This is a genomic window from Methylobacterium sp. D53M (assembly GCF_053345625.1).
In genome coordinates this window covers 119,640-146,132 of sequence record NZ_JBKFAL010000008.1, presented here as the reverse complement: position 1 = coordinate 146,132, position 26,493 = coordinate 119,640, and the positions used below count along the sequence as shown (strand labels likewise).

Annotated in this window: 27 protein-coding genes; 15 read left to right on the top strand and 12 right to left on the bottom strand. The window is 72.4% G+C overall.

Annotated features, from left to right (window positions below; translation table 11 throughout):
* Positions 1-249 precede the first annotated feature (249 nt).
* The gene (gene cysE, locus ACLBYG_RS14485) at positions 250-1,122 is read right to left on the bottom strand and encodes a serine O-acetyltransferase (protein ID WP_020095129.1); all 873 of its coding nucleotides are present in this window, start codon (positions 1,120-1,122) and stop codon (positions 250-252) included.
* A gap of 646 nt (positions 1,123-1,768) precedes the next feature.
* Here cysE and ACLBYG_RS14480 point away from each other — a divergent pair.
* The 3 genes from ACLBYG_RS14480 to ACLBYG_RS14470 all read left to right on the top strand — a co-directional run bounded on the left by ACLBYG_RS14480 (position 1,769) and on the right by ACLBYG_RS14470 (position 3,673).
* The gene (locus tag ACLBYG_RS14480; protein ID WP_020095131.1) at positions 1,769-2,047 is read left to right on the top strand and encodes a hypothetical protein; all 279 of its coding nucleotides are present in this window, start codon (positions 1,769-1,771) and stop codon (positions 2,045-2,047) included.
* Between the two features lie 55 nt (positions 2,048-2,102).
* Positions 2,103-3,353: a hypothetical protein gene (locus ACLBYG_RS14475; RefSeq protein ID WP_447681889.1), complete on the top strand. Its 1,251-nt coding sequence runs from the start codon at positions 2,103-2,105 to the stop codon at positions 3,351-3,353.
* A gap of 98 nt (positions 3,354-3,451) precedes the next feature.
* Positions 3,452-3,673: a hypothetical protein gene (locus ACLBYG_RS14470; protein ID WP_091681463.1), complete on the top strand. Its 222-nt coding sequence runs from the start codon at positions 3,452-3,454 to the stop codon at positions 3,671-3,673.
* Between the two features lie 27 nt (positions 3,674-3,700).
* Here the strand turns inward: ACLBYG_RS14470 and ACLBYG_RS14465 are convergent, their stop codons facing one another.
* Genes ACLBYG_RS14465 through ACLBYG_RS14445 form a run of 5 tightly spaced genes read right to left on the bottom strand, consistent with a single transcriptional unit; the run spans position 3,701 to position 8,803 of the window.
* Positions 3,701-4,501 (bottom strand): ABC transporter ATP-binding protein, encoded by an 801-nt coding sequence (locus ACLBYG_RS14465; RefSeq protein ID WP_447681888.1) that lies wholly within the window; start codon positions 4,499-4,501, stop codon positions 3,701-3,703.
* A 7-nt stretch (positions 4,502-4,508) separates the two neighbouring features.
* Positions 4,509-5,876 carry an ABC transporter substrate-binding protein gene (locus ACLBYG_RS14460; RefSeq protein WP_447681887.1) on the bottom strand — a complete coding sequence of 456 codons (1,368 nt, stop codon included), beginning with the start codon at positions 5,874-5,876 and terminating at the stop codon, positions 4,509-4,511.
* A 33-nt stretch (positions 5,877-5,909) separates the two neighbouring features.
* Entirely contained in the window at positions 5,910-6,941 is a 1,032-nt protein-coding gene (locus tag ACLBYG_RS14455; protein ID WP_376738926.1) for a branched-chain amino acid ABC transporter permease, read from the bottom strand.
* 9 nt (positions 6,942-6,950) lie between these two features.
* The gene (locus ACLBYG_RS14450; protein ID WP_447681886.1) at positions 6,951-7,844 is read right to left on the bottom strand and encodes a branched-chain amino acid ABC transporter permease; all 894 of its coding nucleotides are present in this window, start codon (positions 7,842-7,844) and stop codon (positions 6,951-6,953) included.
* Entirely contained in the window at positions 7,841-8,803 is a 963-nt protein-coding gene (locus tag ACLBYG_RS14445; RefSeq protein WP_447681885.1) for an ABC transporter ATP-binding protein, read from the bottom strand. The genes ACLBYG_RS14450 and ACLBYG_RS14445 overlap by 4 nt, the downstream gene beginning before the upstream one ends.
* A 424-nt stretch (positions 8,804-9,227) precedes the next feature.
* Here ACLBYG_RS14445 and ACLBYG_RS14440 point away from each other — a divergent pair, with 424 nt between their 5' ends.
* Together ACLBYG_RS14440 and ACLBYG_RS14435 are read left to right on the top strand one after the other, a co-directional pair.
* The gene (locus tag ACLBYG_RS14440) at positions 9,228-9,959 is read left to right on the top strand and encodes a Crp/Fnr family transcriptional regulator (RefSeq protein ID WP_042675140.1); all 732 of its coding nucleotides are present in this window, start codon (positions 9,228-9,230) and stop codon (positions 9,957-9,959) included.
* 57 nt (positions 9,960-10,016) lie between these two features.
* On the top strand, positions 10,017-10,736 hold the full coding sequence (locus tag ACLBYG_RS14435; RefSeq protein ID WP_447681884.1) for an HWE histidine kinase domain-containing protein: 720 nt from the start codon (positions 10,017-10,019) through the stop codon (positions 10,734-10,736).
* Between the two features lie 3 nt (positions 10,737-10,739).
* Here ACLBYG_RS14435 and ACLBYG_RS14430 read toward each other — a convergent pair whose 3' ends face one another.
* Both ACLBYG_RS14430 and ACLBYG_RS14425 read right to left on the bottom strand, forming a co-directional pair.
* Positions 10,740-11,519, bottom strand: coding sequence for a Crp/Fnr family transcriptional regulator (locus ACLBYG_RS14430; protein ID WP_447681883.1), 780 nt, complete (start codon positions 11,517-11,519; stop codon positions 10,740-10,742).
* 235 nt (positions 11,520-11,754) lie between these two features.
* The gene (locus tag ACLBYG_RS14425; protein WP_020095142.1) at positions 11,755-11,973 is read right to left on the bottom strand and encodes a DUF6894 family protein; all 219 of its coding nucleotides are present in this window, start codon (positions 11,971-11,973) and stop codon (positions 11,755-11,757) included.
* Positions 11,974-12,298: 325 nt separating this feature from the next.
* Between ACLBYG_RS14425 and urtA the strand changes: the two genes are divergently transcribed.
* The 7 genes from urtA (at position 12,299) to ACLBYG_RS14390 (ending at position 18,829) form a co-directional block, all read left to right on the top strand.
* Positions 12,299-13,594: an urea ABC transporter substrate-binding protein gene (gene urtA / locus ACLBYG_RS14420; protein ID WP_056530753.1), complete on the top strand. Its 1,296-nt coding sequence runs from the start codon at positions 12,299-12,301 to the stop codon at positions 13,592-13,594.
* A gap of 91 nt (positions 13,595-13,685) precedes the next feature.
* Positions 13,686-15,257: an urea ABC transporter permease subunit UrtB gene (gene urtB, locus ACLBYG_RS14415; protein WP_447681882.1), complete on the top strand. Its 1,572-nt coding sequence runs from the start codon at positions 13,686-13,688 to the stop codon at positions 15,255-15,257.
* 5 nt (positions 15,258-15,262) lie between these two features.
* A complete protein-coding gene (urtC, locus tag ACLBYG_RS14410) occupies positions 15,263-16,417 on the top strand; it encodes an urea ABC transporter permease subunit UrtC (RefSeq protein ID WP_026605241.1) in 1,155 nt (384 codons plus the stop codon).
* The gene (gene urtD / locus ACLBYG_RS14405) at positions 16,414-17,217 is read left to right on the top strand and encodes an urea ABC transporter ATP-binding protein UrtD (protein ID WP_447681881.1); all 804 of its coding nucleotides are present in this window, start codon (positions 16,414-16,416) and stop codon (positions 17,215-17,217) included. Before urtC ends, urtD begins: the two co-directional genes overlap by 4 nt.
* Before the next feature lie 2 nt (positions 17,218-17,219).
* Entirely contained in the window at positions 17,220-17,915 is a 696-nt protein-coding gene (gene urtE / locus ACLBYG_RS14400) for an urea ABC transporter ATP-binding subunit UrtE (protein ID WP_447681931.1), read from the top strand.
* A gap of 301 nt (positions 17,916-18,216) precedes the next feature.
* Entirely contained in the window at positions 18,217-18,423 is a 207-nt protein-coding gene (locus ACLBYG_RS14395; protein ID WP_020095148.1) for a hypothetical protein, read from the top strand.
* A gap of 100 nt (positions 18,424-18,523) precedes the next feature.
* On the top strand, positions 18,524-18,829 hold the full coding sequence (locus ACLBYG_RS14390) for a hypothetical protein (RefSeq protein ID WP_447681880.1): 306 nt from the start codon (positions 18,524-18,526) through the stop codon (positions 18,827-18,829).
* 15 nt (positions 18,830-18,844) lie between these two features.
* Here the strand turns inward: ACLBYG_RS14390 and ACLBYG_RS14385 are convergent, their stop codons facing one another.
* The 4 genes from ACLBYG_RS14385 to ACLBYG_RS14370 form a co-directional block, all read right to left on the bottom strand.
* Positions 18,845-20,491: a hybrid sensor histidine kinase/response regulator gene (locus ACLBYG_RS14385; protein ID WP_091926788.1), complete on the bottom strand. Its 1,647-nt coding sequence runs from the start codon at positions 20,489-20,491 to the stop codon at positions 18,845-18,847.
* Between the two features lie 7 nt (positions 20,492-20,498).
* The gene (locus ACLBYG_RS14380; RefSeq protein ID WP_042671989.1) at positions 20,499-20,699 is read right to left on the bottom strand and encodes a hypothetical protein; all 201 of its coding nucleotides are present in this window, start codon (positions 20,697-20,699) and stop codon (positions 20,499-20,501) included.
* Positions 20,700-20,916: 217 nt separating this feature from the next.
* Positions 20,917-21,774, bottom strand: coding sequence for a hypothetical protein (locus tag ACLBYG_RS14375; RefSeq protein WP_447681879.1), 858 nt, complete (start codon positions 21,772-21,774; stop codon positions 20,917-20,919).
* 79 nt (positions 21,775-21,853) lie between these two features.
* A complete protein-coding gene (locus tag ACLBYG_RS14370; RefSeq protein WP_042671988.1) occupies positions 21,854-22,486 on the bottom strand; it encodes a LuxR C-terminal-related transcriptional regulator in 633 nt (210 codons plus the stop codon).
* A gap of 274 nt (positions 22,487-22,760) precedes the next feature.
* On the opposite strand from ACLBYG_RS14370, the gene ACLBYG_RS14365 reads away from it, so the two are divergent.
* From ACLBYG_RS14365 to ACLBYG_RS14355, 3 genes are all read left to right on the top strand, one after another.
* A complete protein-coding gene (locus tag ACLBYG_RS14365; RefSeq protein ID WP_042671987.1) occupies positions 22,761-23,354 on the top strand; it encodes a hypothetical protein in 594 nt (197 codons plus the stop codon).
* 3 nt (positions 23,355-23,357) lie between these two features.
* Positions 23,358-24,458 (top strand): AAA family ATPase, encoded by a 1,101-nt coding sequence (locus tag ACLBYG_RS14360; RefSeq protein WP_447681878.1) that lies wholly within the window; start codon positions 23,358-23,360, stop codon positions 24,456-24,458.
* Positions 24,459-24,531: 73 nt separating this feature from the next.
* Positions 24,532-26,487 carry an AAA family ATPase gene (locus tag ACLBYG_RS14355; protein ID WP_447681877.1) on the top strand — a complete coding sequence of 652 codons (1,956 nt, stop codon included), beginning with the start codon at positions 24,532-24,534 and terminating at the stop codon, positions 26,485-26,487.
* The last annotated feature ends 6 nt before the right edge of the window (positions 26,488-26,493 follow it).

Below are 26,493 nucleotides of genomic sequence, written 5' to 3'. Positions count from 1 at the left end.
CTTCGAACGCTCGGCCGGGCCGACTTCATCGTTGTTCCGGCGATGTCTGGATAAAGTCTGATTCGCCCAAGGGTCAACGGAATGATGTCCCCATTTTTCGTCGATTCGTAGAAATGGATCCCGTGGTATGCACGACGAACAGGACACGACCGCCCTCAGACGGGCATGTCAGAGAACTTAATTCTATGGAGTCTCGCCCGGCGGCGGCGCCCGGACGACTTTGTTGTCAGGAAAAATCTTTCGCGCGTCTCAGATGCCGTCCCCGTAGCCGAAGGACTGGTCCATGCTGAGCGCCGGCTCCTCGTCGACGGGCAGGCGCGAGACGACCCGGGCCGGCACGCCCGCCACGGTCGTGTGGGGCGGCACGTCCTGCAGCACCACCGCGGCGGCCGCGACCTTGGCGCCCGCCCCGACGCGGATGTTGCCCAGTACCTTGGCGCCGACGCTGAGCAGCACCCCGCGCTCGATCTTGGGATGCCGGTCGCCGCTCTCCTTGCCGTTGCCCCCGAGCGTCACCGACTGGAGGATCGAGACGTCGTCGGCGATCACCGTGGTCTCGCCGATCACCACGCCGGTGGCGTGGTCGATGAACACCCCCGAGCCGATCCGGGCCGCCGGGTGGATGTCGCAGCCGAACACCTCGGAGATCCGGCTCTGGACGTGCAGCGCCAGGGTCGCCCGGCCCCGGTGCCAGAGCCAGTGGCCGACCCGGTACGCCTCGAGCGCGGCGAGTCCCTTGTAGAACAGGAACGGGTCGAGGTAGCGGCGGCAGGTCGGGTCGCGCTCGCGGATCGCCACGAGGTCGCGCACCGCGTGGGCGCCGGCCTGCGGGTCGGCCTCGAAGGCCGAGAGGCACAGGTCGCGCATCGACAGGCGTGCGAGGTCGCCGTCCCCGAGCCGGTGGGCGAGGCGGTAGGCGAGGGCCTGGGCCAGCGAGCGCTGGTCGAGGATCGTCGCCTGGATGATCCCCGCATAGAGGGGCTCCTCGATCAGGGCCGCCTCGGCCTCGGCGCGCAGGGCGGCCCAGACTTCGGCCTCCGCGGTGCTGCGGCTCGTGATGCGCAGGGGCGGCTGGACCACGGCCATCGTGGCACCCGCGGCGGGCAGGGCAGCGTGATGCATCGGTCGTCGCCGATCACGGCAGGGGGCGGAACGGGCCGGGCCGGCCGCGCTCCAGGGCGTCGTGCCCCTGGACCGTCACGCCCACATTGGCCGGGGCGTCGCCCCGCATCATCGTCCCCGGGGCCATGGTGTCGTCTCCCTCGAATCGGTCGCGGTGGCGGTGGCGGCCCGATTCCGCCGCCGGCGGCGCCGGCGAGAAGTCTCTTCCGGATGCCCCGGTCCGGCGGAGAAGGTTTCGACCGCACGAGCGCGTTGCCGGAGCATTGTTTCGCTAAGTCATTGTTACAGAATGATATTCAGGCATCGCGCCGGCTTTGGCAAGTCCCGGGAGCCGGCCGTCGCCGACCGGCACCGGCGATCGATCGCGGCCGCGATCCGGGCATATCTCCGCCGACCCCGTGCTTCTGCTCCGGCTCGCGGCTTCGACGAACAACCTGCGCTGCAAGTCCTCGCCAATTTGGCAGCACATTCTCGGGCCCGGCGTCTACATTGACGGCGTCGACATACAGTCGATGCGGAGCTCAACGGAGGTTTGCCGTGATCACCAGCAAGGAACGGTTCGCCCGGATGACTGCGCCGTGTCTGCCGTGTTGCCGCGTCCAAGAGGAGGAGAGCGCACGACATCAGACACGCGAGGCGACCACCGATGCTGACCTATGACACGACCCGGAACACCCGTCCCGACCTGAGCCCCGAACCGGCCGCCGCCCTCGGCCGGGCCCTGTCCCGGAGCGTCCGCTCCCATCCCTCCCACGAACGCGCCGCCCTCGCGAGCGCCCTCGACGACGGCCTGATGCCCGACGAGGTCGCGCAGATCCTCGCCGGCCGCCCGGTGGCCGAGGCCTTCCCGATCCGCTGGGGCGAGAGCCCGGAAGCCTACGCGTCCCGGGCCGTGTCCGAGATGTTCGTCGCCTACCTCCAGTAGGCGCGTCGCTGCCGGCCGCGCCGGCCTCTCCGACCACGAACGATGGAAACCTGCCATGTCGGTCTTCCCCCGCGGGTGGAGGCGCCGGACGGGGACGGCCGCCTGCGCGCTCGCCCTGGCGCCCGCCCTGGCGCTCGGTGCCGCCGGCCCGGCCGCGGCCGGACACAAGCCGAAGGGCCGCGGCGCGGCCGGCGTGCCGGACGTCCCGGCCCGGCTCACGGTCGGGCCGGGCGGACGGGACCTGAGGCTCGCGGGCGATCTCGCGGCCGGGGTCGCCGCGCGGGTCCGGGCCATCCTCGCCGCGCACCCGCGGATCGCCCGGATCCATCTCACGAGCGACGGCGGCCTCGTGGAGGAGGGGGCGGCGATCGGGGCGCTCGTGGCGGCCCGCGGCCTCGCCACCTACGTCCCCGACGCCTGCGCCTCGGCCTGCACGCTGATCTTCGTCCGCGGCCGGACGCGCTACCTCGCGACCGGCGGGCGGCTCGGCTTCCACGCCCCCTACGAGATCGGGGCGCGGGGCCGGATGCGCCCGGTGGATTCCGCGCCGGAGCGGGCGGCCTACCGGGCCGCCGGCCTGCCGGCGGCCTTCGTGACGCGGGCGCTGGCCGTGCCCCCGGCCGGGATCTGGATCCCGACGGACGGGGAGCTGCGCGCGGCCGGCATCGTCACCGAGGTCGTCGGACCGGACCGCTTCCCCGATTCCACCCTGGACGCGGATCCGAGCGCGGCCGGGGCGCGGGCCGCGATCCTGCGGAACCTGCCGATCCTGCGCCAGGCCGAGGCGGCGGGGCTCGACCCGATCGCCCGGTGGTACCGGGACGGCTACGCCGCCGGCCGGCCGGAGGCGGAGGCCGCCGCGGGGTTGAGGCGGATGGCCGCCGGCTACCTGCAGCGGCGCTTCCGGTCGGCCGACGACGCCGTCGTCCGCGCCCTGGGCCAGCGGATCCTGGCGACGCTGGAGCGGGCCGGCGCGGGGGACGCGGCGGCCTGCGGCCTCCTCGCGGCCGGCGACCTCGTGGCGCTCGACGCGCGGCTGCGGGCCAAGCGGCCCGCGTCGCACGGGCTCGCCCCGCTCCTCGCCCGGACACGGGCCGCGCGGCCGGACGGAGCGGCCGCGCCCGCCGCGGACCCGGGCACCGCGCGGTCGATGGCCGCAGCGGCGGCCCCCTCGGGCGACTGCGCCGCCCGGATCGCCGCGACGCGGCGCGCCCTCGACCTTCCGGCCCGCGAATCGGCCGCCGCGCTGCGGGCCCTGTTCCTCGCGGAGCCGCAGCGGATCCTGGCGAGCCGCGACGGGCCGTAGCGGCCCGCCGACCCTCGACACGCCGCGCCGGCGCCTATCTTCGCACCCGCGGCACGCCCCGGACGGGCGCCGGCCGCGGAGAGACGGGGGTTCGACGGATGCCGGATTATCGCCTGCGCGGGGCGGTCCGTGGCGAGGATGGCGAGATCGGCGCGCCGCGCGTCGACGAGGTGCTGACGGCCGCAGACGCGAAGGAGGCGGTGCGCCTCGCCAACAGCCGCTCGCTGACGATCGAGGACGACGCGGTGAACGCCCTGTGGCTGGTCGACGCCCACGGTACCCTGCTCTGGTCCCTGCGCCGGGCCGACCGGGACTCCTGACGCGAGGCCTGACGCGGGCCGGCACCGTCAGCCCGATGCGCGGCGGCCCGTCTCCGGCAGCGCGGCGGCCCCGGCATCGTCGGCGCCCCCGAGATACAGGGACCGGACGTCGTCCCGCGCCCGCAGGGACGCGGCGGTGCCGGCCAGCGCGCTGCGCCCGTTCTCCAGCACCACGGCATGGTGGGCGTGGCGCAGGGCGAGGCGGACGTTCTGCTCGGCCACCAGCAGGGTCAGACCCTCGGCGCGGTTCAGGCCGGCGAGCACCCGGTAGATCTCCTCGACCAAGCGGGGGGCGAGCCCCATGGACGGCTCGTCGAGGACGAGCAGCCGGGGCCGCCCCATCAGCGCCCGGCCGATCGCCGCCATCTGCTGCTCGCCGCCCGAGAGCAGGCCGGCGGCGACGCCCCGCTTCGCGGCGAGCCGCGGGAACAGGCCGTAGACCCGGTCCAGATCGGCGCGCACGCCGCCGCGGCCCGTACCGCGCCCGAGGCCGCCCGCCACGAGGTTCTCCTGGACGCTCAGGCTCCGGAAGCAGTGGCGCCCCTCCAGCACCCCCACGAGCCCGGCGCGGACGAGGACGTCGGTCCGGGTCCGCGTCACGTCGCGCCCGTCATAGGCGAGGCGCCCGGCCGTGACCCGGCCGCGCAGGGCCGGCAGCAGGTTCGACACCGCCCGCAGCAGGGTCGTCTTGCCGGCGCCGTTGGCGCCGACCAGGGCGACGATCTCCCCCGCCCGGACCGCGAGGTCGACGCCGTGCAGGGCGTGCACCGCCCCGCCGTAGACGACCTCCAGGGCCTCGACCTGCAGGAGGGGCGGCGCGGCGCTCACCGGGCGCTCACCGGGCCGCCGCGGCGGCCTGCTTGCCGGCCGCGTCCGCGGCCTCCTCGGCCGCGCAGTCGCGCGGGGTGATGCCGCGCTCCTTGGCGTAGGCGGTCGCGGAGGCCTCGATGAGCGGGCGCAGGCTCGCCCAGTCGGGGGCGATCCAGTCGGACACGACATTCCACTTCGCCCCGTCCCATTGCTGGAAGGTGACGCGGCCCTCGCCCTCGTGGTTGGCGCAGGTGACGTTGATCGAGTGGAACAGGCCCTTGGCGCCGAGCGCCGCCACCCGGGCCTCGTCGAGGCGCAGGTGCTCGAAGCCCCAGCGCACCTCGTCGCCGGTGAGCGTCCGCTGGCCGAACCGCGCTTGCGCGATCCGCACCGCCTCGACGTTGAGGATGCCGTTCAACACCCCGAGATTGTGGTAGACGCTGCCGATCCGCTTCCGGTCGGCGAGGTTGCCGTTGCCGGCCCCGTAGACCTTGCCGACAACCTCCTGGATCACCGGGTAGGCGGTGCCCGAGGCCTGGGTCGTGATGGCGACGTAGCCCTTGGCGGCGTCGCCCGCCGGGATCACGTCCTCCTCCGAGTTCGACCAGACATTGCCGACGATGCGGTCGGCCGGGAAGCCGGTCTTCTGGGCGGTCTTCAGGGCCACCGGGTTCATCACGCCCCAGCCGCGCAGCACCACGAAGTCGGGCCTCAGGCGCCGGATCGTGAGCCACTGCGACTGCTGCTCGTTGCCGGGATGGGGCACCTCGATCTGCGCGACGGTGAAGCCGTAGCGCTCGGCGAGCCGCGCGTAGATCGGGATCGTCTCCTTACCGTAGGGCGAGCCGTGGTAGAGCACCGCGACGGTCTTGCCCTTCAGCTTGTCGAGGCCGCCCGCGCGGGTGCCGAGATACTGGATGATGCCGCTCGTCTCGCTGTAGGGGTTGAGCAGCAGCGGGAACACGTAGGGGAAGACGCGCCCGTCGGTGGAGTCGGTGCGGCCGTGGTTGATCGTGATCAGCGGCACCTTGTCGGCGGTGATGCGGTCGATCATCGCGTAGGCGATGCCCACCGAGAGCGGGTTCCAGGCGGCGATGCCGGGCCGGGACTTCAGCCGCTCGTAGACCTCGACGCCGCGCTCGACCTCATACTGGGTCTCGCCCTCGCTCCAGGTGAGCTTGACGCCGTTCACCCCGCCGTCGCGGGCGTTGATCAGGTTGAGATAGTCGATGAAGCCCCCAAAGAAGCCGGTCCCGCCGGCCGCGTAGGGGCCGACCCGGTAGCTCTGGAGCGGGAAATACTGCTCGTCGGCCCAAGCGGCCCGGGGGGCCGCGCCGGCGAGCGCGACGGTGCCGGCGAGGAGCGTTGCGCGGAGTCGGGTCGTCAGGGGCATGGTCGTCCTGGGGTTGGTCGGGCGGGGAGGGGATCAGGCAGCGCGGCGGCCGAGGCGGCGGCCCGCCCGGTCGAGGAGGGCGGCGAGGCCGGCGGGCTCGCGGATCAGCACGGCGACGATCAGGGCGCCGAGCACGACGCGCTGGACCATCTCCAGGGTGCCGGAATCGAACCCGTCGCCGAGGACCGCCGCGCCGAGGCGCGACAGGAGTAGGGGCAGCACCACGATGAAGCCCGCGCCCAGGAAGGCGCCGCGCAGGGTGCCAAGGCCGCCGATGATCACGATGAACAGGATCTGGAAGGAGCGGTCGAGGTTGAACCCCGCCGGCTCGACGGTGCGCAGATACGCGAAGGCCCAGAGCGCTCCGGCGATCCCGATCACGAAGGACGAGGCCGCGAAGGCCAGGAGCTTGGTCCGGGCGACCCGCACGCCGACGAGGCGGGCGGCGGTCTCGTTGTCGCGGATCGCCACGAGGTTCCGGCCCGTGGGCGAGGTCACGAGCCTCCACGCGACGAAGGTCAGCAGCGTGACCACCGTGAGCGTGACCAGGTAGCGGCCGCGCGGGTCGTCGAAGGACAGGCCGGCCACCACCAGCCGGGGGGCGGTGACGATGCCCGAGGGGCTGTCGTCGGAGATCCAGCCGATCCGGTTCAGCGCCCAGGCCACGAAGAACTGCACGGCGAGCGTCGAGACCGCGAGGTAGAAGCCCCGCAGGCGCAGGGCCGGCAGCCCCGCCACCAGCCCGGCGAGCGCCGCCACGAGGCCGGCGAGCAGGAGCGACGCCGGGAGCGGCAGGCCGGGCAGGCGCAGCGACAGGTTGAAGGCCGCGTAGGCCCCGACCGCCATGAAGGCGGCCGAGCCCAGGGAGAGCAGCCCGGCATAGCCGGTGAGCAGGTTGAGCCCGAGGCCGGCCAGCGCCAGGGCCAGGAACGGCGTCAGCAGCGCCTCGAACAGGTAGCTCGTTCCGGTGAGCGGTACGATCCCGTAGGCGAGGACCAGCAGGGCGCCGAGGCCGAGGGTCCCGGCGGACAGGTGCGGGCGCGGCACGGCGCGGGGGAGGGCCACCACGGCGGCTCAGACCCGCTCAACGGCGCGCAGGCCGAGCAGGCCCGACGGCCGGACCAGCAGGAAGCCCAGGGCCGCCACGTAGGCGATCCAGCCCTCGATACCGCCGCCGATGACCGGCCCGAGATAGACCTCGGACAGCTTCTCCGCCGCGCCGACGATCAGCCCGGCCACGATCGCCCCGGCGACGGAGTCGAAGCCGCCGAGCACGAGCACCGGCAGCGCCTTCAGCACCACCAGCGACAGGGAGAACTGCACGCCGAGCCGCGCCCCCCAGAGCAGCCCCGCCACCAGCGCGACGATCCCGGCGGCGATCCAGACCGCCGACCAGATCCGGGGCAGGCGGAGGCCGGTGTTGAGGGCGGCGAGCGGATCGTCCGCCACCGCCCGGAAGGCGAGGCCGGTGCGGGTGTAGCGGAAGAAGGCGGCGAGGACCGCCACCATCAGGCCCGCCACCGCGGCGGCGAACAGGTCGAACCGGCTGACCAGCACGCCGCCGAGATCGATCGGCGTGTCGTCGATGCCGAGGTCGAGCCCGTGGACCTGGGTGCCCCAGGCGAGCTGGGCCGCGCCCTCGATCACGTAGGCGACGCCCAGCGTCACCATGAACAGGGTGATGGGCGGCTGGTTGACGAGCGGCCGCAGCACCAGGCGCTCCACGCCGAGACCGACCACCACCATCGCGGCGAGCGTCGCGGCCAGGGCCGCCGGGACGGGCAGGCCGCGCTCGGTCAGGCTCACGAAGGTGAGGGCGGCGAACAGCACCATCGCGCCCTGCGCGAAGTTGAGCACGCCCGAGGTCTTGTAGATCAGCACGAAGCCGATCGCCACGAGGGCGTACATGACGCCCGACAGGAGGCCGCCGACGACGACCTCGATCAGGAAGGCGAGATCCGGGCTCATGCGGCAGCCGCGTCCCCGTCTTCGGCCACGTCTACATCCGCGCCTCCATCCGCGGCGGGATCAGTGGCGGCATCCGCCTCCCCGTCCGCGAGCCCCAGATAGGCCGCGATGACCGCTGGGTCCGCCCGCACCTCCGCGGGCGTGCCGGTGGCGATGCGGCGGCCGTGGTCGAGCACGGTCACCCGGTCGGAGAGGCGCATGACGACGCCGATATCGTGCTCGATCAGGACGATCGCGGCCCCGGACCGATCCCGCGCCGCCCGGATGAAGCCGGTCATCTCCGCCTTCTCGGTCGCCGTCATGCCGGCCATCGGCTCGTCGAGGAGCAGGAGCCGCGGCCCGGCCACCAGGGCCCGGCCGAGCTCGACCCGCTTCTGGAGCCCGTAGGGGAGGCTGCCGGCGGGGCGGTCGGCCACCGCCGCGAGGCCGAGGCGTCCGATCACCGCCTCGGCGGCGGCGCGGTGGGCGCGCGCCTCCCGCCGGGCGGAGGGCAGGCCCAGGATCTGGGCCGCGGGCCCGGCGCGCCGCGCGGCCGAGAGCCCCGCGAGGACGTTGTCGCGCACGCTCAGGCCCGCGAACAGGGCGAGGTTCTGGAAGGTCCGGGCGACGCCCAGTGCGGCGAGCCGCCCGGCCGGCACCCGGGCGAAGCTCTCCGCGCCGAGCCGCACCCGCCCGGCCCGCGGTGCGTAGAGGCCGGTGATCGCGTTGATCAGCGAGGATTTGCCGGCGCCGTTCGGCCCGATCACGGCGTGGATCTCGCCGGCCCCGACCGCGAGGTCGATCTCCGCGAAGGCGACGGTGCCGCCGAAGGCGAGGGACAGCCCCTCGACCGACAGGACCGCGTCCGCCCGGTCCCGGTGCGGGCCGCCGCCGGGGCCTGCCGCCGGGCGGGCGGCGGGCCGGGGGAGGGGGCCTCGCCCGTCCCGGACCGGGCGGACGAGGCGCAGCGCAGGCTGCATGGGCAGAAATCCGTCCACGATAGGCCGTCCGCTGCGGCGCGAACCGGCGGAACCCGTTGAGAGAAGGCGAGGAACAGGACGACGACGTGTCCCGAGCCGATGTTCCGGCATTCCCGCCCGTCAAATCGTGCTCCGCCGGATCCGCGAAGTCAAAAGCACAGTCTTTTCAATTTCGACATGACGCGCGAACATTCTCCCTCCGGGAGAGGCAGGCGCTGGATCACTGCCCTAGTCCTGACGATGGGCCGCCCGAACCGCCGAGATCTTGCCGCCTCGCGACGGTGACGGGCCCGGATCCGGGCGATTCGGCCGGGTGCGGCGGGCGGAAAGACACCTTACGGTAGCATAAACTAATCTGCATAAGTATTCATGGCTTGAAACAAAATGTAGGTTCGCGCCCCCACGCCGTCGTGGAGACGCCGCCATGCCAAACCCGCTCGTGCACAAGCTAAATTGCTATGTCGGGCTCTCCGAAGACGACCGGATGTGCTTGGCCGACGCCATGAGCCCGAGCCGCATGGTCGCCGCGCGCACCGACATCATCCACGAGGGCGACGATCCGCGCTCGATCAACGTGATCCTCGAGGGCTGGGCCTGCCGGTACCGGCAGTTCGCCAACGGGCGCCGCCAGATCGTCTCGCTCCTGCTCCCGGGCGACCCGTGCGACCCGCACATCTTCCTCCTCGACGAGATGGATCACGCGATCGGCGCGATCACGCCCGTGCTCCTCGGCCAGATCTCCGGCCCTGCGATGCGGGACGTGACCGCCCGCAGCCCGCGGCTCGACATGGCCTTCCACCGCGAGGCCCTGGCCACCGCGGCGATCCAGCGCGAGTGGACGGTCAGCCTCGGCAGCCGCACCGGGATCGAGCGCCTCGCCCACCTGTTCTGCGAGGTGCACGCGCGCCTGGCGGCCATCGGCCTGAGCGACGGGAATACCTGCGCGATGCCGATGACGCAGAACGATCTCGGCGACGCGATGGGGCAGACCAGCGTGCACATCAACCGCACGCTCCAGGAACTGCGCGGCATGGGGCTGATCACCCTGCGCAGCCGGCGCCTGACCATCCACGATCCGACCGCGCTCGCCCGGCTCGCGCATTTCGACACCGCGTACCTCCATCTCACCGAGGCCGGGCACGCCGCCGCGCGCTGAACCCTGCCCGCCCCGCGGTGATTGAGCCAGGTTGAACCACATCCGGAGTGGCCCGGCATGACAGACCCTCGCGATCCGGCGGAGCGACTCGCGGCCCTCGAGGCCGACAACGCGCGCCTGCGCCGGCTGCTCGACGCGGCGGGGCTCCCGGACGGCCTGCGCCACGGCATGCGCAACACGATGGCGATGATGCGCACCGTCATGCACCGCTCCGCCGAGAGCGCCGCGGACGTCGAGAGCTACGTGGCGCATCTCGACGGCCGGTTCGGGGCGATCATGCGCGTGCAGGCCGCCACGGACGCGTTCGGCGACGCGGACCTGCACACGCTGATCTCGGACGAGCTGATGTTCCACCTCGCCCGCGAGGGCGAGCAGGCCAGCCTCGCGGGCCCGCGGATGCGCCTCCGCCCCAAGGCCGCCCAGGTCGTCGCGCTGGCCCTGCACGAACTGGCGAGCAACGCGGTGGAGCACGGATCCCTGGCGCTCCCCCAGGGCCGGATCCGCGCCGCGTGGCGGGTGACGGACGCGGAGGCCGGACCGCCCGTCCTCAGCCTCGACTGGGCCGAGACCGGCGGCAGCGATGTGCAGGCCTCCGGACGGCGCGGCTTCGGCACGGACGTGCTGACGGAGATGCTGGCCTACGATCTCGGCGCGGCGGTCGACCTGCGCTACGAGCCGGACGGGCTGCGCTGCGCGATCCGCGTGCCGCTCACGGCCCAGATCGGGCGCCGCGTGGCCGAGGATCCCGAGACGGACTGGGACGGCGACGGCCGGTGAGCCTCACGAGCCGGACGCCGCCCGCACCTGCCCGGTCATCTGCGGCAGCGCGCCGAGCGCCTCCACGGGCGGGTTCGGGCCGGGCAGGAGCAGGTAGTCGGGCGTGAACCCGGAAAACTCCCGCAGACGCTCGAGATTCGGCACACGCACGCTCTTGCGCCCGCTCTCGATCAGGCCGGCCCTGCGCAGATCGGAGAGGACGCGCGAGAGGTGGACGTTCGAGAGCCCCGCCGTGTCGGCCAGCTCGGACTGCGCCAGCGGCAGGCGGTAATCGGGCTCCAGGCCGAGGCCGACGGCGTTCAGGCGCGCGAAGAGCTCGCAGATGATGTGGGCGACCTGCCTGTCGGCGGACCGGCGCCCCACCCCGACGAGCCATTCCTGCAGGACGGCCTCGTCGACCAGGACCGACCACCAGAGGGCGCGGTAGATGTTGGGCCGGAGGGCGGCGAGTTCCTTGATCGTCCGGTAGGGGACCGAGGCGACGGTGCAGGGGGTCAGCGTCGCCACGGAGTGGATCGCCCGGTTGAGCAGGGACGCGTGCAGGTCGCAGCCGTCGCCGGGCACGAGGTAGGCGAGGATCGAGCGCCCCCCGTCGGGCACCAGCTTGTAGCGGCAGGCGAACCCGTCGAGGATCACGTAGGCGGCGTCGGGCCGCACGCCTTCCGAGACCAGGTCGCGGCCCGCCTCGACCTGCGCGACATCGCTGGTCGCCGCTGCCAGGGCGGCCACGTCGCCCTCGTCCAGGTTCGCGCGCAGGGCCAGCTTCCGAAGGAAGGGGTTCAAGGGATCTCCCGGACATCCTGCCCCGCGCGCGGAGCCGCCTCTGCGTAAACGCGTGACGGCTTATCCTTACTCCGCGAACGCATCAAATGATCGCCACGCCCGAATGCGGCTCTCGGCGCGATCGGACCGGGGCCGCCTCCCGGCATCGGCCGCGAAGGTCGCGACAAGTCGCGCTGGGGTCGCGCTGGGGTCGCGCCGCGCCGTGCCCGTCGGGGCATGGGGCCGGGTCGGCGTATCAGGAGAGCGGCAGCGTGCGCAGGACGGTGCCGTTCGCGTCGTGGATCTCCATCCGCCAGCCCGCCGCGGCGTCCGGCAGCTCGCCGGCCTTCCGGAACTCCTCGATCAGCACCAGCGCCTCCGCCTCGGCGTGCGCGACCGACGCGGCGAGGACGCCGGTCTCGTCCTCGATCGTCTCGCCGTCGCTCCTCAGGCGGAAATAGTAGCGCTCTGCCATGACAGCCTTCAGCCCAGGACCCCCTCCCGCCCCGGCGGACGGGCGCCGCCCGCCCCGCGGGCTGAGGTAAGTGGCATCGATCCGCATCCGTTCAACGTGCTGGCGAGATTGCGGTCGCCGGTGCCCACCGCTTGGTCCGCCCGCCCCCCGACGCGCCCCCCGACGCCGCAGGACGCGGCACGGCGCTGCCGCTCCGGCGGGCGAATCGCCGTCCTTCTGGGCGCCGGCGCGCCCCGAGCAGCCTCCCGGCGCGCCATGCCTAAATAATTGGCACACGATTTGCGAAGCCCGCCCCGTCGCGAGGAAGACGACGCAGGGGACCGCCATGAAGGCATTTGGAACTTGGGCCTCGGCCGCCGCACTGGCCGCCGGGCTGGCGATGGGCACGCTGGGGGCGGGCGCCGCCCGGGCGCAGGAGACCATCAAGGTCGGGATCCTGCACTCGCTGTCGGGCACGATGGCGATCTCGGAGACCACCCTCAAGGACGCGATGCTGATGCTCATCGCCGAGCAGAACGCCAAGGGCGGCGTGCTGGGCAAGAAGCTGGAGCCGGTGGTGGTCGATCCGGCCTCGAACTGGCCGCTCTTCGCCGAGAAGGCCCGCGAGCTGATCAGCAAGGACAAGGTCGCGGCGGTGTTCGGCTGCTGGACCAGCGTGTCGCGCAAGTCCGTGCTGCCGGTCTTCAAGGAGCTCGACAACATCCTGTTCTACCCCGTCCAGTACGAGGGCGAGGAGAGCGAGCGGAACGTGTTCTACACCGGCGCCGCCCCGAACCAGCAGGCGATCCCGGCGGTCGACTACCTGATGTCGGAGGATGGCGGCGGCGCCAAGCGCTGGGTGCTCGAGGGGACCGACTACGTCTACCCGCGCACCACCAACAAGATCCTCGAAGCCTACCTCAAGTCCAAGGGGGTCAAGGACGAGGACATCATGATCAACTACACGCCGTTCGGCTTCTCGGACTGGCAGACGGAGGTGTCGAAGATCAAGGCGTTCGGGTCGGCCGGCAAGAAGACCGCCGTGGTCTCGACCATCAACGGCGACGCCAACGTGCCGTTCTACAAGGAGCTCGGCAACCAGGGTATCAAGGCCACCGACATCCCGGTCGTCGCCTTCTCGGTGGGCGAGGAGGAGCTCGCCGGCATCGACGCCAAGCCGCTGGTCGGCCACCTCGCCGCCTGGAACTACTTCGAGTCGATCAAGACGCCGGAGAACGAGGCCTTCATCAAGAAGTGGCAGGCGTTCAAGAAGAACCCCAAGGCCGTCACCAACGACCCGATGGAGGCCCACTACATCGGCTTCAACATGTGGGTGAAGGCGGTCGAGAAGGCCGGCACCACGGACCCCGACAAGGTGATCGACGCGCTGCCGGGCATCGAGCAGAAGAACCTCACCGGCGGCACCGCGAAGATGCTGCCGAACCACCACATCACCAAGCCGGTCTTCATCGGCGAGATCGAGGCGAACGGCCAGTTCGACGTGGTCTGGAAGACCGAGGGCCTGATCCCCGGCGAGGCGTGGTCGAAGCAGCTCGAGGGCTCGAAGGACCTCGAGGCCGACTGGGTCAAGCTCAAGTGCGGCAACTACAACACCAAGACCAAGTCCTGCGGCGGCGCGTAAGCCCTGCACCTCCTCTCCCCGCGAGCGGGGAGAGGGGACACGCGCCTCACCCGTGTGGGGCGCACCGCTCCCGGCTCGCAGAACGGCCCCGATGCTCCGTCTCCTGACCCTCCTCTTCCTGATGCTGGCCGCCCCGGCGCTCGCGCAGGCGCCCGACCCCTACGGCCAGCTCGCCGGCGACGGCTACGCCGAGATCGAGGCCGGCGTCTCCGGCCTCGCCGCCTCTGGCGACCCGCGCGCCGACGCGATCCTCTCGGCCCTGTCGGACGGCCGCCTGCTGGTGGGCCCGGACAAGACCCTTCTCATCCGGCAGGGCGGCGCCGTCGTGGACGCGAGGACCGGCGCCCCGGCCGCCGACAGCCCCGACCTCAAGCCGGTGCGGGCCAACAACCGCGTCCGCCGGGCGATCGAGGCCGCCCGCGGGCAGCTCGACCTCGCGAGCCCCGACCCGGCCCGGCGCCGGGCCGCCGCCGACGCGGTGTTCAAGGCGCGGGACGCGGCCGCGCTGCCGGCCCTCGACGCGGCGCTCGCCCGCGAGACCAGTCCGGGCGTCCGGCAGGCGCTCACCGAGGCCCGCGCCGCCGTGCTGCTCGCGAGGCCCGGCACCGCGGAACCCGACCGGATTGCCGCGCTTCCCGCCATCCAGGCCCGGGGCGATGGCGACGCGATGGGCATCCTGCGCGGTCTCGCGGCGGATCCGAGCGAGGCCGTGCGCGCCGCCGCCGCCCGCGGCATCGCGGCGATCGAGACGCGGCTCGCGATAATCGGCGCCCTCCAGAACGTCTGGTACGGCATCTCGCTCGGCTCGGTCCTGCTGCTCGCCGCCATCGGGCTCGCCATCACCTTCGGGGTGATGGGCGTGATCAACATGGCCCACGGCGAGATGGTGATGCTCGGCGCCTACACGACCTACCTCGTGCAGGAGCTGATCCGCACCAAGGCGCCCGTCCTGTTCGGCTGGTCGCTGGCGATCAGCATCCCCTGCGCGTTCCTGGTCGCCGGCCTCGTCGGGGTGCTGATCGAGCGGTTCATCATCCGCTTCCTGTACGGGCGCCCGCTGGAGACGCTGCTCGCCACCTTCGGGGTCAGCCTCGCGCTGCAGCAGGGCGTGCGCTCGATCTTCGGCCCGACCAACCGCGAGGTCGGCGCCCCCGCCTTCATGAGCGGCGCCTTCGACTTCTACGGCCTGTCGATCACCTGGGGCCGGATGTGGATCATCGTGTTCGCGTTCGCCGTGTTCCTGGGCCTCCTGTTCGTGCTGCGGAAGACGTCCTTCGGCCTGAAGACCCGGGCGGTCACCCAGAACCGCCGCATGGCCGCCGCGATGGGCATCCGCACCCCCTACGTCGACGCCCTGACCTTCGGGCTCGGCTCCGGCATCGCGGGGATCGCGGGCGTCGCCCTCTCGCAGATCGACAACGTCTCGCCCAATCTCGGCCAGGGCTACATCATCGACTCGTTCCTCGTGGTGGTGTTCGGCGGCGTCGGCAACCTCTGGGGGACGCTGGTGGCGGCGCTGACGCTCGGCGTCGTGAACAAGCTCGCCGAGCCGTATATCGGCGCGGTGCTGGCCAAGATCGGCCTCCTGATCTTCATCATCCTGTTCATCCAGAAGCGCCCGCGCGGCCTGTTCGCGCTCAAGGGCCGGGCGGTGGAATCGTGAGCCCCATGCCGCCTCGCACCCCCCTCATCGACCTGAAGGGCTGGATCTTCCTCGCCGTCCTGGCCGCCTTCTGCCTCGCCGTGCCGGTGCTGAATCTCGCGGTGCCGGAGGGCTCCGGCCTGCACCTGCCGACCTACCTCGTCTCGCTCTTCGGAAAATACCTCGCCTACGCGCTGCTCGCGGTCAGCCTCGACCTCGTCTGGGGCTATTGCGGCATCCTCTCGCTCGGCCACGGGGCGTTCTTCGCCCTCGGCGGCTACGCGATGGGCATGTACCTGATGCGCCAGATCGGCGCCCGGGGCGTCTACGGCAACCCGGTTCTGCCCGACTTCATGGTGTTCCTGAACTACAAGGCGCTGCCCTGGTACTGGTACGGCTTCGACCACTTCGCCTTCGCGGCCCTGATGGTGCTGCTGGTGCCGGGCCTGCTGGCCTTCGTGTTCGGCTGGCTCGCCTTCCGGTCGCGGGTGACCGGCGTCTACCTGTCGATCATCACCCAGGCGCTGACCTACGCGCTGATGCTCGCCTTCTTCCGCAACGACATGGGGCTCGGCGGCAACAACGGGCTGACCGACTTCAAGGATCTCCTGGGACTCTCGGTTCAGGCACAGAATTTCCGCGTCGGCATCTTCGTGGCCACCGGAATCGCGCTGGCTTTGGGCTACCTGATCGCCCGGGTCATGACGGTCTCGGCCTACGGCAAGATCCTGATCGCCGTGCGCGACGCCGAGAGCCGCACGCGCTTCCTCGGCTACCGGCCGGAGCACTTCAAGACGCTGGCCTTCACGGTCTCGGCCATGATGGCGGGCGTCGCCGGCGCCCTCTACGTGCCGCAGGTCGGCATCATCAACCCGGGGGAGTTCGCGCCCACCAACTCCATCGAGACGGTCATCTGGGTGGCGGTGGGCGGTCGCGGCACGCTGGTCGGCGCGGCGCTCGGCGCCGTGTTGGTCAACTACGCCAAGACCGTGCTCACCGGCGCGATGCCGGACGCGTGGCTGTTCGCGCTCGGCGGCCTGTTCGTGTTCGTGACGCTGTTCCTGCCGCGCGGCCTCGTCGGCACCGCGATCGAGCGGTTCGGCTCCCGGCGCGCCGCCGCCAAGCTGCCGCCGGAGCCCGCCATCGCCCCGAAACTCGCCGAAGAAGGGCAGGGCTCGTGAGCACCGACCTCCTCGAACCGCCGGATGCCGCTGCCCGCGGCCCCGCCAACCGGAAGCGCGAGACGGACGCGCTCCTCTACCTCGACGACCTGCGGGTGACCTTCGACGGCTACAAGGCCCTGCGCGGCCTGTCGCTGACGCTGGCCCGCGGCGAGTTGCGGGCGATCATCGGCCCGAACGGCGCCGGCAAGACCACCATGATGGACTGCATCACCGGCAAGACGCGGCCGGACAGCGGCATCGCGCTGTTCGACGGCACCCACGACCTGCTCAGGAGCGACGAGCCGGCGATCGCCGACCTCGGCATCGGCCGCAAGTTCCAGAAGCCCACCGTGTTCGAGAGCCACACGGTCGCCGACAACATCCTGCTCGCCCTCAAAGGTCCGCGCGCCGCCTTCGCGTCCCTGTTCGGCTGGCGCAACCGGGTGGAGGCCGCGCGGATCGATTCCCTGCTGGAGACCGTCGGCCTGCTGGCCCACCGGGGCCGCCCGGCGGCCGATCTCAGCCACGGCCAGAAGCAGTGGCTGGAGATCGGCATGCTGCTCGCGCAGGACCCGCAACTCCTGCTCGTCGACGAGCCGGTGGCCGGCATGACCGACGCCGAGACCGCCGAGACCGCCCGCCTGCTGCGCCGCATCGCCGGCGAGCACGCCGTGCTGGTGGTCGAGCACGACATGCACTTCGTCCGGGACCTCGGCTGCCGGGTCACCTGCCTGCACGAGGGCGCGGTGCTGGCCGAGGGCTCGATCGACGCCGTCTCGGCCGACCCGCGAGTCGTCGAGGTGTATCTGGGACGATGACCATGCTCTCCGTCGACGGCATCGACCTCTATTACGGCGCCGCGCAGGCGCTCCGCGGCGTCTCGCTGACCGCCGAGGCCGGGCGGGTCACGACGGTCCTCGGCCGCAACGGCGTCGGCAAGACCTCGCTGCTGCGGGCGATCGTCGGCCAGCAGCCGGTGCGCTCCGGCGCGATCCGTCTCGACGGCCGCCCGATCCAGGGCCTCGCGCCCTACGACCGGGCGCGCGCCGGGATCGCCTTCGTGCCCCAGGGCCGCGAGATCTTCCCGCTGCTCACCGTGAAGGAGAACCTGGAGACCGGCTTCGCGCCGCTGAAGCGCCGCGACCGCCATATCCCGGGGGAGATCTACGACCTGTTCCCGGTGCTCAAGGACATGCTGCACCGGCGCGGCGGCGACCTCTCGGGCGGCCAGCAGCAGCAGCTCGCCATCGGCCGGGCGCTGGTGACGCGGCCGAAGCTGCTCGTGCTCGACGAGCCGACCGAGGGAATCCAGCCCTCGATCATCAAGGATATCGGCCGGGCGATCACCTACCTGCGCGGCAAGGGCGAGATGGGGATCGTGCTGGTCGAGCAGTATTTCGAGTGGGCTCGGGACCTCTGCGATTCCTACGCGGTGATGGATCGCGGGCAGGTGGTGCTGGCCGGCCCCCGGGCCGGGATGATCGAGGCCGACGTGCTCCGCTGGATGTCCGTCTAGCGCGCCCGCCGCACGTCCCGCCGCACGTCCCGCCGGCGCCGGGCCCGGGAATACGGCACTTCGATCCGGATATCGGGACGGATAATCAACAATCGGAGCGCGGCTGGGGCCGACATCGACCGCCAAATCTGTGCACACGGCCCCGGTTGGCCAATGTTAAAACACAATTCAGGTCCGCCATGGGGCACAACCACGGGGGGGGCCATGACGATCCTGGATCCGATCACCGGCGAACTGGTCACCATCGCCGTTCCGCGGCCGCGGCCGCAGGCCGGCCCGCGCTGACGGGCGGCGCGCTGTCATGACGAACGCGACCGATCGAAGGGCCGGCCGCCGCGGCGTCCGCGGCGGCCGTGCCCAGGTCCGGACGGTGCCGCCGGGCCTGCTGCTGGCCGGCGGCGTGGGGGCGAACGCCCCGCTGACGGCCGTCGACCTGATCGCTCAGGCCCGCGCGGCCCGGCGGGAGGCCGAGGCCCGCGACGGCGCGGACCGCGCGGAGCAGGGCTGACGCGGCGACCGGGGCCGCCGAGCCGGCCGCCCGCCTCTTGAGATCACCCGCGCGGGATGGTCAGAAGGCCGGCAGTCTCGCGGCAGCCGGCGGGTGAGTGATGAAGTTCGGCGTCCTGATCCTGGCCGGCGCCTGCGGCGTCCTCGTCGGGATCGTCGGGATCGTCATCGGATACGTCGCGGGAACGCGACTCAGCCAGGCCTTCGCGCAATTGCCGGTGACGGACCGCTCCCCCGCCGCGCAGGCGCTCCGGATCGTGGACCGCATCGCGACCGAGCACGGCCTCGCGCGGGACGCGCTGCTCCGGGCGATGCTCGACCAGCAGGGCGGCCGGACGGGGACCGCGCGTCCCGGCGAGGAGCCGGGCAGGGAGCCGGGCAGGGCCCCGGGCGAACCGGCCCGGTAGGGGGCCGACCGCGCCTCACGCGGCCGGCGCCGGCCGGGGGCGCAGCCGGAGGCTCGCGGCGGTGAGCACGGAGCGCAGCTCGGCCGGCCGGACCGGTTTCGAGAGGATCGGGATGTCCGGCGCCCCCAGATCCTCGCGCACGCGCGCCTCGTCGTGGCCGCTCATCACCACCGCCGGCAGCGGGCGGCCGGCGAGCCTCCGGACCGCCGCGATGCAGTCCGTCCCCGTGACGCCGTTCCCGAGCTCGAAATCGGTGATGAGGAGGTCGATCTCCGGCACGGCGTCGGGGATCCCGGTCTCGGGCCGGACGCGGCAGCCCCATTTCTCCAGCAGGCTGGCGGTCGCCCGCAGCACGGCAGCGTCGTCCTCCACCAGCAGCACGCGCAGGCCGCCGATCGTCGCCGGCGGGTCGAGCCGGGCGGGGAGGGCCGCAGGCTGCGGGGCCCGGGCGAGGGGCAGGTCACCGATCGTCACGCAGGTCCCGCGCCCCGGCACCGAGCGCAGCGTCACCGTCAGGTCCAGGAGCGCGCCGAGCCGCCGGACGATCGGCAGGCCGAGGCCCACCCCCTCGACGTCCCGGTCGCCGCGGCGGCGGACTTGGTAGAACTCGTCGAAGACCCGCTCCTGATGCGCGACCGGGATCCCGGGGCCGCGATCGTAGACCTGGATGGCGAGCCGGTCGCCCCGCCGGCGGCAGGCGATCAGGATCGGCCGGCCGGGCGCGTACTTGATCGCGTTGTTGACGATGTTCTGGACCATGGTCGTGAGCAGGGCCCGGTCGGTGCGCACCACGACCGCGCAGGCGCGGCTGCGCAGGGCCGTCCCGGCGATCTGGGCGGCCTCGGAGTTCTGGCGCCGGACATCCTCGAGGATGTCGTTGATCGCGACGGGCTCGGGCCGGGGCTCCACCCGGCCGCTGTCGAGGGTCGAGATGTCCAGGAGCGACTTGAACAGGCGCGAGACGCTCTGCAGCGACCGGTCGATGTTCTCGACCATCTGCAGCTCCTCCGGCCCCAGCCGGGCGCCGCGCAGGCAGGCGGTGAACAGGCTGATGGCGTGGATCGGCTGGCGCAGATCGTGGCTCGCCTGCGCCAGGAAGCGCGACTTGGACAGGCTCGCCTCCTGCTCGCGCTCGTAGGCGCCGCGCAGGCGCTCCAGCAGGCTGTAGATGTAGGTCGGCACGAGGACGGTGATGGCCGTCAGCGTCAGGACGAGGAACGGGTTCGCGCGCCAGTACGCGTTGAAGTACGTGGTGACCGCGATCGAGACCAGGGCCGCCGCCGTGGACGCCTTCAGGGCGGTGACGCCGTAGCGCAGGCCGTTGCCGACGATCAGCCGGATGACGATCGCGTAGAGCGGCAGGAACGGCGCGCCGCCCACCGCCATCGTGTAGGTCATCCCGCCGAGGTCGAGGAGGAAGGTGACGACGCGGCGCGGCGTGTTGCTGCCGGGATTGCGGCTGATCCAGCCGTACAGCGCCACGGCGAAGACCCAGTGGCACGTCACCAGATAGGCGACGAACCGGGCCTCCGGCGGGGCGATCCCGCCGTAGATCTGGGGCAGGAGATACAGGCAGGCGAGGCCGATGACGACGGCCCGAATCAGCGCCTGCGCCTTCTCGTTGTCGTACGCCTCGTCCCGCCGGCGCCGCGACCCGAACATCGTCGGCTCAGGCCCGGCCGGCCGCGACGCCGAGACCGAGGCCGGGCACCCGCTCCGCCGGGACGGATCCCGCGGCGTCCGCCCTGAATCGCGCCGTGCCGGCCCCGGTCTCCCGCTGTCGCTTCATCGTGCAGTCGCCCTGCCGCGTCGCCGCCCGGGATCCGGGCAGCGGCGCGCCGCCGTCGCCGATCGCGGACAGATCTGACAAGTCTACCTGAAGGTGATCGACGCCACCAGACGCGACGGGAGCCCGCGATGTGGCGGCGCGGACGAGTCTTCGGTGCTAGAACCGCTTATTCAGTCTCCGCTACAATGGTCCCCGTGCTGCAGCGAGACGTTCCTGCGGAAAATATGCGGCAGATTATTTTTTACTTCACTGCAGGTCTGATCTCGTCGACCGGCCGCACGCACGGTCGCGGGCGCCGTCAGCGGTAGGTGCCGGCGCCCGGATCGAATCGATAGACCCGGGCATCCCGGTCCGTGGCCGGACGCAGCGCCCCGTCCGCGCCCAGCACGGTGCCGCTCAGGGCGACCCGGACCGGGGGCCACGCGGCGGGATCGCGCGGATCCTCCGGCAGGATCTCCAGCCGTCCCGTGCTCGATCCGAGCCGGCAGGGATCCTCCGCGCAGCCGGCCGTCTCGTCGGCACCCGCCGCGACCTCGCCCGCGAGCGTCCAGTGCGCCGGCGCGTCGCGGAACTGGAGGAGGAGGTACGAGAAGCCCTGCGATCCGGCCGTCCCGTAGACCGTGAGGCGCAGGCCCATCAGGAGGCGGCCCCGGCTCAGCGGCCTGAACACGGCGCCGAGCCGCTCGTCCACCTCCGGGGCGCCGCCGTTGCGGTTCCCGGTCCCGATCCGGCCGGACAGGACTTGCACGTCTTCGAGGCGCCAGCGCATATCCTTGAGGACGTAGGTGGCGGCCGCGACGCTCAGCCGGTCGGGCGCCGCGGCGTCCGCGCCCGGGGCCGGCATCGTGACGAAGCCGGTGAACCGGCTCCCGGTCTCGGTGGAGAACATCGCGGCGGTCCAGAATTCCGCCGTGCGGCCGTCCTTCATCCGGCAGGTCTCGGCCTCCTTGTCGGCGGGCCGCCCGCAGATCGCCGCCAGCACCGTGGCGCGCGGCAGCATGGCGAGGTCGGGATCGGCCGCGGCGGGCGCGGCAGCGAGCCCGGCAGCCAGTCCGGCAGCCAGTCCGGCAGCCAGCACCGGCAGCACCGCCAGGGCCAGGCCCGTCAGAAAACGCCCGCGGGCCGCGCGCCCGTCTCCCCGTCCCGCCCGTCTCATGCGCCGGGCTCTGCCACGGGGCCCGGCACCGGGCCATTCGGACAGGTGTACGATCGGCCCCGCCGCACGGTCCGCCTCCTCAATCCCCGACGCCGGCCGTGGCGGCCTTCGCGGCCGCGGCGGACCGGGAGGTGACGTCGAGGGCGCGCAGGAGCGCCGAGACGTGGATGCGGACGGTGAAGGGGGAGATCTCGAGTTCCCGGGCGATCTCCTTGTTGGTGCGTCCCAAGGCGACGAGGCGCAGCACGTCGCGCTGGCGCTGCGTCAGGGGCGGGAGCGGGCCGCGCGGCGCGGCGAGACCCGAGACCGGGCTGCGCCGGATCACGAACTCGCCGTCGCGGATCGCCGCGATCGCCTGGGCGATCTCCGCGGCGGGCAGCGCCTTGCCGATGAAGCCGTCGGCACCCTCGGCCATGACGGTCCGGATCAGGCCCTCGTCCTCGATCATCGACACGACGATGATCGAGGCCCGCTCGAACTCGACGCGCAGCGCGCCGATGGAGTGGCGGGGATCGAGGCCGGGGAACAGGAGGTCGAGGAGGAACGCCCGCGGGGGCGCCCCGGCGCGGGCCATCGCCAGGACCTGCTCCATGGTGGCGGCCTCCCGGACCAGGGCCTGCGGGTAGAGCCGCTCCGCGATGCGCCGCATGCCCTCGCGGAACAGCGGGTGATCGTCGGCAACGATCAGGGTCTCTCGCGCGGAGCCGTTCATGCCACTCCCGGTCGCAGCATCGGAATCTATCCCCATGACGTCGCGGCGCGGAGCCATGCCGAGGAAAATCCCCGGCGTGTCAAGGCTGCGACGATAGGTCATATACACTAGTAGACCGGTTTTTTCCGCCTGCCTAGAAGTCGGCCGGTCATGGTGACAGGCATCGGCCCGCTAATTTCTTCGAATCTTTCCAAAAAGAGCGAGGCTGCAGGTCATGTCGTGCGCGCCGACGCGACGCACGAATTACGTCGTTCCATGTTCGGGGGCCCGCTGGATGTCGGAAGTCGAACACCAGAATGCTGAGCGGCAGGCTCAGGATAGGCTTTCCGAGCCTCGCGCGGCCCCGAGCGCCCCGCCCGCCGCCAAGCCGGGCCTCTCGCCGAGCCTCATCGCGATCGTGGGCGGCCTGGTGGCGGCGGGCGCCGTCGCGGGCGTGCTGCTCTCGGGCGGCGGCGAGACCGCCGGGACGGCCGCGCGGCCGGCCCTGACGCTGGTCAAGGCGGGCGAGATCGACAAGGCCGCCGAGACCCTGCCCTCCGACGAGAAGGACAAGATCGTCGCGGAGGCCAAGGCCTGCCGGGCCCCCCTGGGCCAGATGCGCCTGTCGAAGATGGCGGCCGATGCCGGCGGCGTGGTGCGCATCCGGGCCGGGAACTACCTGTCCCCCGCCTTCAACGTCGCCGACGGCCCGATCAACATCGCGGTCCCGTTCCCGGCGCCCTACGAGACCGGGAAGGGCGAGATCACCATCGAGGGCGCCGCCAAGGACGTCTTCGTCGAGCTGACGCCGGGCCTTAAGATCGACACGACCGGCGGCGTCCAGCGGATCCCCGTGATCTGGAATACCAGCAAGCCCTGCGGAGGCTGACGGATGTCGAAATCCGCCATCCTCCCCTTCGTCGTCTCCGGGCTGGTGGTCGCGGTCCTCACCCCGCTCCTGCTGAGCACCGATTACGGCCCGATCGCCTGGTGGAACGCCGCCGGGCCGGAGCTGCGCTGGAAGGCGGCGATCGGGATCGCCGTCGCCCTGCTGGCGGCTCTGGGCCTCGCCGCGACCGCGACGGCCGCGCGGAAGGCGGAGGCCGGCCTCGGGCAGCCGGCCGGCGGCCTGCTGGCCCTGCCGCGCCTGATCGTGGCGCCGCGCCGGGTCGTGGAGGCCCGGTCCCCCGAGGCCGTGATCGCGAATCTCGAGGCCATGGTCGGGCTCGCGCCGGTCAAGCGCGAGGTCAACGCCCTGATCGCGCGGCTGGAACTGGAGCAGCGGCGGCGCGCCGAGGGCCTGCCGGTGGCGGCGATCAGCCAGCACATGGTGTTCACCGGGCCGCCCGGCGTCGGCAAGACCGAGGTGGCGCGGGCGATCGGCGAGATTTACCGGTCCCTCGAGGTGCTGCGCCGCGGGCATCTCGTGGAGGTCGACCGCGCGGCCCTGGTGGCGGGCTATGTCGGCCAGACCGCGGCCAGGACCCTCGAGAAGTGCCACGAGGCCCTCGACGGCATCCTGTTCATCGACGAGGCCTACACCCTGGCCGCCGGCGGCGGGGGCGGGAGCGACTTCGGCAAGGAGGCGATCGACACCCTCCTGAAGTTCATGGAGGACAACCGCGACCGGATCATCGTGATCGTCGCCGGCTACACCAACGACATGCGCCGGTTCATCGACACCAATCCCGGTCTCGCCGGCCGGTTCACCAAGACCGTCGAGTTCCCGCCCTACAGCCCGAAGGATCTCTGCGAGATCCTGAAGCGCATGGCGGCCCGGCAGCAATTCACGCTCCCCGAGGGGTTCGAGGCGGCGCTGACCCCCTGGCTCGCGCAGCGGTCCCGTGCCGACGACTGGTCGAACGCCCGCGAGATGCGCACCCTCCTGGAGAAGGCCCGCGAGGCCCAGGCCGCCCGGGTCGCCCTGCAGGGCGGCGACCTGCGCCGCCTGGAGATCGTCGATCTGCTCCGCGCCACCGGCGAGGACGCCTGAGGGCGGCCCGAGGGGCCACGCGCGCCCAGCACCCAGGCCATCACCAGGGCCAGCACCAAGGTTCGCCACGTCCATGGAACGCCTCGACAAGCATCCGGTCGCGCTCTTCGCGGTCATCGTGCTGGGTGCCACCGGCCTGCTGGTCGCCCTGCGGCCGGACGTGCTCGGGTCGCTCGCCGCGACGCCGTCGGCGCTGCTGCGCAACGGCCTGATCCTCGGGGGCCTCGTCGGCGGCCTGCTCGCGGCGAGCTACATCCCGGCGCGGATCGAGGCGACGCGGCGCGCCCTGGACCGGGCCCGGGCGAGCCGCAAGATCCGCCCGATCCGCTTCGTCGACGACGGCGCGGCCGCGGAGAAGAAGGACCTCCTGGCCACCGCGCTCGCGACCCTCGACGGCATGGTCGGGCTCGACCCCGTGAAGCTGGAGGTGAAGGGCGTCATCGCCCGGATGCAGGTGGAGCAGCAGCGCCGCGCCCAGAACCTGCCGGTGGCGGCCATGAGCCAGCACATGGTGTTCACCGGGCCGCCCGGCGTCGGCAAGACCGAGGTGGCCCGGGTCCTCGGCAGCGTCTTCAAGGCGCTCAAGGTGCTGCGCAAGGGCCACCTCGTGGAGGTCGACCGGGCCGGGCTGGTGGCGGGCTACGCCGGCCAGACCGCGATCAAGACCCTGGAGCGCTGCAAGGAGGCCCTCGACGGCATCCTGTTCATCGACGAGGCCTACGCGCTGGCTCCCGGCGGCGGGGGCGGCGGCGACTTCGGCAAGGAGGCGATCGACACCCTCCTGAAGTTCATGGAGGACAACCGCGACCGGATCATCGTGATCGTCGCCGGCTACACCAACGACATGCGCCGGTTCATCGACGCGAATCCCGGCCTCGCCAGCCGGTTCACCAAGACCGTCGAGTTCCCGCCCTACAGCCCGCCGGAGCTCGCCGAGATCCTGAAGCGCATGGCCGCGGGCCAGGGCTTCGTCATGCCGGAGGGGTTCGAGAAGGACCTCGCCGCCTATGTCGGGGCCCGGTCGAAGGCCGAGGACTGGGCCAACGCCCGCGAGATGCGCACGGTCCTGGAGAAGGCCCGCCAGGCGCAGGCGCTGCGCCTCGCCGCCAGCCCCGGCGGCGACATCAACCGGCTCGAACCCGCCGACATCGCCGCGGCCCTCGGCCGCCAGGCCGGCGGCGCGGTCGACATGGACGCGGCCCGGAAGGTCATGGCCCGCCTCGACGCGATGATCGGGCTCGCGCCGGTCAAGGAGCAGGTGAAGACCGTGGCGGCGCGGGTGCTGGTCGATGCCCGGCGCCGCGCCGAGGGCATCGAGGTCGGCGCGGTGAGCCAGCACATGGTGTTCACCGGGCCCCCCGGCGTCGGCAAGACCGAGGTGGCGCGCATCATGGGCGACATCTTCCGGACGCTCGGCGTCCTGCGGAAGGGGCACGTGGTCGAGGTCGACCGGGCCGGGCTGGTGGCGGGCTACGTCGGCCAGACCGCGGCCAAGACCCTGGAGCGCTGCCGCGAGGCCCTCGACGGCATCCTGTTCATCGACGAGGCCTACACGCTGGCCGAGGGCGGCGGGGGCGGCAGCGACTTCGGCAAGGAGGCGATCGACACCCTCCTCAAGTTCATGGAGGACAACCGCGACCGGATCATCGTGATCGTCGCCGGCTACACCGGCGACATGGCCCGGTTCATCGACACGAATCCCGGCCTCGCCGGCCGCTTCACCAAGACCGTCGCGTTCCCGGCCTACGACCCGTACGACCTCGTCGAGATCCTGCGCCTGATGGCGTCGCGGCAATCGTTCCGGCTGCCGCCGCGCTTCGAGACCCTGCTGATCCCGTGGGTCGAGCAGCGCGCGCAGCGGCACGACTGGGCGAATGCCCGCGAGATGCGCACGCTCTTGGAGCGCCTGCGCGAGGCCCAGGCGATGCGCCTCGCCAGCGATCCCCTGGGCGATTACGGCCAGTTCGAGCTCGTGGATGTCGAGCGGGCGCTCGGCGGCGGGGCCCCGCGCCCCGCCGCCCTGTCGTGACGGCCC